This is a genomic window from Nocardiopsis nanhaiensis, from assembly GCF_054778635.1.
On the sequence record NZ_BAAGZJ010000149.1, the window covers coordinates 1 to 6,209 of the forward strand.

The 6,209-nt window shown below is 70.5% G+C and carries 6 protein-coding genes and 1 pseudogene; 4 read left to right on the plus strand and 3 right to left on the minus strand.

The window, feature by feature from the left end; translation table 11 throughout:
- Positions 1-166 precede the first annotated feature (166 nt).
- Together ACYVD1_RS34130 and ACYVD1_RS34135 are read right to left on the minus strand one after the other, a co-directional pair.
- Positions 167-862, minus strand: a complete 696-nt coding sequence (locus tag ACYVD1_RS34130; RefSeq protein WP_460778613.1) for a response regulator transcription factor — start codon at positions 860-862, stop codon at positions 167-169.
- The gene (locus ACYVD1_RS34135; RefSeq protein WP_460778614.1) at positions 859-2,031 is read right to left on the minus strand and encodes a sensor histidine kinase; all 1,173 of its coding nucleotides are present in this window, start codon (positions 2,029-2,031) and stop codon (positions 859-861) included. The genes ACYVD1_RS34130 and ACYVD1_RS34135 overlap by 4 nt, the downstream gene beginning before the upstream one ends.
- Before the next feature lie 179 nt (positions 2,032-2,210).
- Between ACYVD1_RS34135 and ACYVD1_RS34140 the strand changes: the two genes are divergently transcribed.
- Positions 2,211-2,453, plus strand: a complete 243-nt coding sequence (locus ACYVD1_RS34140; protein ID WP_460778615.1) for a hypothetical protein — start codon at positions 2,211-2,213, stop codon at positions 2,451-2,453.
- 102 nt (positions 2,454-2,555) lie between these two features.
- Positions 2,556-3,371, plus strand: coding sequence for an NAD(P)H-binding protein (locus ACYVD1_RS34145; protein ID WP_460778617.1), 816 nt, complete (start codon positions 2,556-2,558; stop codon positions 3,369-3,371).
- A 103-nt stretch (positions 3,372-3,474) separates the two neighbouring features.
- On the opposite strand, the gene ACYVD1_RS34150 is transcribed toward ACYVD1_RS34145, so the two are convergent.
- Entirely contained in the window at positions 3,475-4,632 is a 1,158-nt protein-coding gene (locus ACYVD1_RS34150) for an acyl-CoA dehydrogenase family protein (protein WP_460778618.1), read from the minus strand.
- 161 nt (positions 4,633-4,793) lie between these two features.
- Between ACYVD1_RS34150 and ACYVD1_RS34155 the strand changes: the two genes are divergently transcribed.
- Positions 4,794-5,549 (plus strand): TetR/AcrR family transcriptional regulator, encoded by a 756-nt coding sequence (locus ACYVD1_RS34155; RefSeq protein ID WP_460778619.1) that lies wholly within the window; start codon positions 4,794-4,796, stop codon positions 5,547-5,549.
- Between the two features lie 88 nt (positions 5,550-5,637).
- A pseudogene (locus tag ACYVD1_RS34160) lies at positions 5,638-6,209 on the plus strand (hypothetical protein); the annotation flags it as partial.

Sequence of the window (6,209 nt, forward strand, 5' to 3'; positions counted from 1 at the left end):
CGTTCGTCGCCCGCCACCAACCCTCAACGGACGCCTACGGCGCAGCACCCCCGTTCGTCGCCCGCCACCAACCCTCAACGGACGCCTACGGCGCAGCACCTTCTCGACGGGCAGCATCCACCGAACAAGCCCTAGAGGGACAGTCGGACCCGGCGGGCCGGGCGCGTCAGATCTGACCCTCGTCGAGGAGGTCCGCGTCGTGCACCAGCAGGGCGATCTGCACCCGGTTGTTCAGGTCGAGTTTGGTGAGGATGCTGGAGACGTGCGTCTTCACGGTCGGAACGCTGAGGAAGAGCCGCGCGGCGATGTCCGCGTTGGACCGGCCCTCGCCTACGGCGATCGCGACCTCGGTCTCCCGGGCGTTCAGTACGGACAGGCTGTCGCGGGCCCGACCCGCCCGGTCACTGTGGTCGTCGTGGGCCACTCGCTGCATCAACCGCCGGGTGACCTGGGGGGAGAGCACGGGGAAGCCCCGGTCGACCCGCCGGACCGACTCCACGATCTCCTCCGGCGGCGTGTCCTTGAGGAGGAATCCGGCCGCACCGGCCCGCAGCGCACGGAGCACGTGCTCGTCGGCGTCGAAGGTGGTGAGCACCAGGACCTCAGGCGGATCGGGCAGGGACCGCAACTGCTCGGTAGCGGTCAGGCCGTCCACGGTGGGCATACGGATGTCCATCAGGACCACGTCGGGCGCGTGCCGTTCGACCAGCGCCCGAACCTCGCCGCCGTCCTCCGCCTCGGCCAGCACGTTCACGTCCGGGGCGCCGCCCAGCATCATCACCAGCCCGACCCGCACCAGTGCGTCGTCGTCGACGATCACCACACCGATCCGCCGACCGCTCTCCCGCGCCGCTTCGCTCATGAGGGCCACGGTAGCCACGCGGCGAGGTGCCAGCCACCATCGGCGGTCGGACCGTAGTCCAGGCGGCCGGACGTGAGCGAGATCCGCTCGGTGAGGCCGACCAGGCCCTGGCCGTCCCCCGAGCCGGTAGAGGGTGTTACCGCGGGCTCCCTGGGAGGTCCGTTGCGCACGGTGACGGTCAGCCCTTCGCTCGGGGACCCGGAGGTCCGCACGGACGTGTGGGCGCCCGGTGCGTGTTTGCGGGCGTTGGTGAGCGCCTCCTGGACGATGCGGTAGGCGGTGCGCCCGGTCCGTTCGGGAACGGTCCCTGTGTGCTCCTCCACGAACTCCAGCCCCGCCCCCGTGTCGCCCGCCTCCGCCACGAGCTGGGCCAGGTCGGCCATGGTCGGCTGTGGCAGTTCACCCACGGGCGCGCGCAGTACCCCGATCACCTCGCGCAGGTCCTGGAGTGCTTGGTGGGCGCTCTCCCGGATCACCTTCGCGGACCTGCCGACCTCCTCGGCCGAGGCGTCCGGACGGTACTCAAGGGCGCCCGCGTGCACGCTGAGCAGCGACAGCCGGTGCCCGAGGACGTCGTGGATCTCCCGGGCGATGGACTCGCGCACCTGGTGCTGGGCGTGTTCGGCGCGCAGCTGGGCCTCGGTCTCCGCGTGGACGGCCCGTTCCTTGAGCGACTCGAACAGCTGCCGCCGGTGCTGGACCGACAGCCCCCATCCGGTGACCGCTCCCTGGAAGACCGCGCTCAGGAGGAACATCACGAGGAACGGCGAGCCCGGCTCGGGGTGGAGGGTGACGTTGATGTAGGAGGCCAGGATGCTCAGGGCAAGTACCGACAGTCCCACCTTGGGCGGCCGGTGCACGGCCAGCGAGAACAGGGCGACGAGCATCGCCCCGCCCACCAGTGGGAAGAAGGCGGAGAGCACTACCAGGGCCACCGCGATCCGGACCGGCCACCGTCGCCGCCACCACAGGGCCGTGCAGCCGCTGAGAGCGACCAGCTGGTCGGCGGTGGTGAACAGCTCCGGTTTCGGCGGGGGCGGTGTATGGCCGGGGATCGTCAATGCTCCGACCAGTCCGAAGCCGATCGCGATCAGGAACATCGCAGCGTCCACGACCCAGTCGCGCGCGCTGCGCCGGTGTCTCTCCGAGGGCGTGGACGTGTTGCGCATTGCCCGGATTCTATGAGCGGGGCAAGACCGGAAGGTGGCCCCGGGAGCTGAGGCGGTACCAAGGAAGGGCGATTCGCTACTTTGGTCGAACACCGCTGGTGGCGGCGGCATCCGCAAGGTGCGTGGAGGAGGGCCCTTCGGCCGATACGGTGGGGGCGACCGGCTCCTAGAGTCGGGCCATGCGCAAGCTCCTACAGGGCCTTGGTGTCCTGGTCTTCCTCTTGGGGGTCAGCGGTGCAGTCGACCACCTCTGGTCCCAACCGGTCCTCGGCATCGTGCTGAACTCGTTCAACCGCCTCGTCGTCCAGAACGTCGCTGTGCTCCAGGAGAACGCCCTGTTCGCCAACCTCGGGTTCGCCGTCTGCGGAGCGATCCTGGTGTTCGCGATGGCGGCGTTCGCGCCCTCCCGGCGCCTCGGCTGAGGTTCGTCGGCGGCCGATAAGCCGTTTCACACCAGTTCCGTGTGCGGAAGTGGGTACCGTCAGCAGGCGGAGCACCCGCGCGTGAACTTGGGGGATCACCAGATGAGCACTCTGGTCACCGGCGCCACCGGACAGGTGGGCCTGCGTGTCCTGACGGAACTCCGCAGACGCGGCCTGCCCGCCGCGGGTGCCTCCAGGGAGGGTGAAGTTCGTCTGGACTGGACGGACACCACTAGCTGGGAACCGGCGTTGAAGGGTGTGGAGAGCCTCTTCGTGACGGTTCCGCTGGCCAGCGGGCTCACGGACCGGGCCGGGGCCTTCGTGGAGCGGGCGGCGGAAGCGGGGGTCCGGACCGCCGTGCTGGTCACTGCGATGGGCAGTGAGACCGGGCCGCCCGACTCCGAGCAGCGTGTGCTGGAACGCCGGCTCAGGGAGTCGTTCGAGCGCTGGACCGTGGTCCGCCCCAACTGGTTGGACCAGGACTTCACCGAGGGCCTCTTCGCCCGCCTCGCGCGCTCCCGGAACGGTCGTCTGGAACTGCCGGTCAAGAAGACCGCGGCAGTCAGTTTCGTGGACGCCAGAGACGTCACCAACACCGTCGTCGCGGCGCTCTCCGAGGACGGGCACCACGGCCGCGAGTACACGCTCACCGGGCCCACTGCCGTCACCTTCCGCGAGGTCGTCCGGGAGACGAAGGGGACGGACAGCCCCGTGTGGCGGTTCAAGAAGCTGGACGAGGCCGGTTTCTACTTCCGCGCCACCAACATGGGCTGGCCGGACCGGTACGTGGACACGCTCAACGAGCGCTTCCGTGCGATCGCCAACGGACAGGCCGCCATGGTCACCGACGACGTCCGCCGGGCCCTGGGCCGAGACGCCGTCCCGATGGCCAAGTTCCTCCGTGAGGCCGTGGTCTGACAGGCCGGAGCGCCGAACGCCCGCTCCCAGGAGCGGGCGTTCGGCGGTGCCGGATCCCTGGCTCGGGACCAGGGGTTCGGGCCCGGGGCACCCGGACTCAGGGCTACTTCTTGAGGAGCTGGCGGGCCATGACCATGCGCTGGACCTGGTTCGTACCTTCGTAGATCTGGGTGATCTTGGCGTCGCGCATCATGCGCTCCAGCGGGAAGTCCTTCACGTACCCGGCGCCGCCGAGGAGCTGCACGGCGTCGGTGGTGATCTCCATGGCGGCGTCCGAGGCGTAGCACTTGGCCGCGGCACCGTAGAAGGCCAGGTCGTCGTCGCCCCGCTCGGACTTGGCGGCGGCGACGTAGACCATCTGGCGGGCGGTCTCCAGCTTCATGGCCATGTCGGCGAGCATGAACTGGATGCCCTGGAAGTCGGCGACGGCCTTGCCGAACTGCTTGCGCTCCTTGACGTATGCCACGGCGTGGTCCAGGGCGCCCTGGGCGATGCCGACGGCCTGCGCGCCGATCGTGACGCGGGTGTGGTCCAGGGTGCGCAGCGCGATCTTGAGGCCCTCGCCCGGTGAGCCGACCATGCGGTCACCGGGGATGAGGACGTCGTCGAAGAACAGCTCCCGTGTGGGGGAGCCCTTGATGCCGAGCTTGCGCTCCGGCTCGCCGAGGGTGAAGCCGGGGTCGTCGGCGTGCACGACGAAGGCCGAGATGTTGCCGCCGCGCTTGCCGTCGGGATCGGTCACCGCGAGGACGGTGTAGTAGTCGCTGACCCCCGCGTTGGTGATCCAGGACTTCTGGCCGTTGAGGACCCAGTCGTCGCCCTTGGGGGTGGCCAGGCTGCGCATGGCGGCGGTGTCGGAACCGGCCTCGCGCTCGGACAGGCCGTAGGAGAACATCGACTCGCCGCGCGCCACGGGGGTCAGGTAGCGCTGCTTGACCTCCTCGGGCGCGCCGAGGATCAGCGGCATGGTGCCGAGCTTGTTGACCGCGGGGATGAGGGACGAGGAGGCGCACACTCGGGCGACCTCTTCGATGATGATGCAGGTGGCCAGCGCGTCGGCGCCCATTCCCTCGTAGTCCTCGGAGATGTGCGCGGCATGGAACTCCGTGGCGCGCAGCGCGTCGAGGGCGTTCTGGGGGAACTCCGACTTCTCGTCCACCTCAGCGGCGTGCGGGGCGATCTTGTCCTCGGAGACCGCGCGGACGGCCTCGCGTAGTTCCTCGTGGTCCTCGTTGGTCTTGAACAGGTTGAAGTCGCTCATGTTCTTCCCTCCCCGAGGAAGCGCACGATCCCCGGTGACTGGCACTAGGTGCCGATGCTTGGCATTCAGTGCCAGGGTAGGGGGTGGGCGGTGAGAAGTACACCAACGGGGCCGATACGTTCACGGTGGACGCCGGTCAGTCGGCGGGGAAGGAGGCGACTATGGGCGCAACGGGTGAGCGTGCCGCGCGGGGCGGCCAGCCGCGCACCGAGACCCGCGACGTGGTTCTGGCCGCGGTGGGGCTGTTCACCGATGCGGGCTATGAGGCCACCACGATGGAGGGCATCGCCACCGCGACCGGGGTGAGCCGTAGGAGCCTCTTCCGCCGGTTCGGCTCCAAGGAGGACATCCTCTTCGCTGAGCACGACGAGCTGTTCGAGACGGTCGTGCGGTTCATGGAAGCCTCCCCGGACGACCCGATGACCACCGTGGTGGCCGCCGCGCGCCTGGTGTTCCAGGGATACGTCCGAGACCCCGACATCACCGTGCCCCGGTACCGGCTGGTGCGCGCCCATGATCGGCTGCGGGACCGTGAGGTGGCGATGACGGCGAGGTACCAAGCGGCGTTCAGCCACTACCTGGCTCAGCGGGCGGGCGGTGAGCGGGCGTCCCTGGAGGCCGAGGTGATCGCGGCGGCCGTCATCGCAGCGCACAACCACGTTCTGCGCGCTTGGCTGCGGGAGCCGGAGGACGGTCGCGTCTGGGCGCGCCTCGACGAGGCGATGACCCGGGTGAGCGGCCTGGCGGCTCCGATGCTGGGCTGGGCGGGCAAGGAGGGGCCGACTGCTCGGGACGGCGCGGGCGCGCAGGGCGCCGCGGGCGCTGAGGAGCGGGTTCTGGTGGCGGTCTACCCGCGGGGTTTGGCGACCTCGGAGCTTTTGCGCCGTGTATCCGAAGGGGTCGACCCGGAGCGGTAGGGCCGCCCGCGGCTGGTTCGTGTCGGTTCGGTCCAGCTCGGGTGTGTCGGCGTCCTGACGGCGGGGTTGACTACATAGAGTCACTTTCATGCGATATCGGGTACGCGGGGTAGTTGGTGGGCTGTGGGTCGGGCTGGCCGCCGGGGCACTGGTCGCGGTCGGCGGCACACAGGCGGCGGCCGAACAGGCCACCCGGACTCTGACCCACGGCGACGGCGCCGCCCACACGTTCACGGTGGGGTCGTCGTGCCAGGTGGCGGTCACCGCGCAGGGCTCCGACGGCGCCGACGGGGACCACGCGGACGGGGAGCTGGGCTGGGGCGGTGTGGGGACCCGGGTGAGCGCGACGGTGGACGTGCCCTCGGGCACGGTCGTCACCGTGGACCTCGCCGGGGCCGCGTCGGTCCCCGAGGGTGCCTACGGCGCTGCCGGGCGCGGCGGCGGTGACGGCGGCTCCAGCGGCGGCCTCAGCGGGGGAGGTGGCGGCGGGGCCACCCAGTTCCTCCTCGACGGCGAACCCGTGGTGATCGCCGCGGGCGGGGGCGGTGGCGGGGGAGCCGGCGCCGACGAGGAGGGGTATCCGCCCTCAGGCGCCGGGGGCGCGGGCGGCGAGAACGGTCAGGACGGACGGGCCGACGGCGGCGAGCTCTCCGGCGCTGG

What these genes read in the sequence shown, in the direction of transcription:
- ACYVD1_RS34130 (WP_460778613.1), bottom strand. Translation starts at nt 862, where the DNA reads ATGAGCGAAGCGGCGCGGGAGAGCGGTCGGCGGATCGGTGTGGTGATC.
- ACYVD1_RS34135 (WP_460778614.1), bottom strand. Translation starts at nt 2,031, where the DNA reads ATGCGCAACACGTCCACGCCCTCGGAGAGACACCGGCGCAGCGCGCGC.
- ACYVD1_RS34140 (WP_460778615.1), top strand. Translation starts at nt 2,211, where the DNA reads ATGCGCAAGCTCCTACAGGGCCTTGGTGTCCTGGTCTTCCTCTTGGGG.
- ACYVD1_RS34145 (WP_460778617.1), top strand. Translation starts at nt 2,556, where the DNA reads ATGAGCACTCTGGTCACCGGCGCCACCGGACAGGTGGGCCTGCGTGTC.
- ACYVD1_RS34150 (WP_460778618.1), bottom strand. Translation starts at nt 4,632, where the DNA reads ATGAGCGACTTCAACCTGTTCAAGACCAACGAGGACCACGAGGAACTA.
- ACYVD1_RS34155 (WP_460778619.1), top strand. Translation starts at nt 4,794, where the DNA reads ATGGGCGCAACGGGTGAGCGTGCCGCGCGGGGCGGCCAGCCGCGCACC.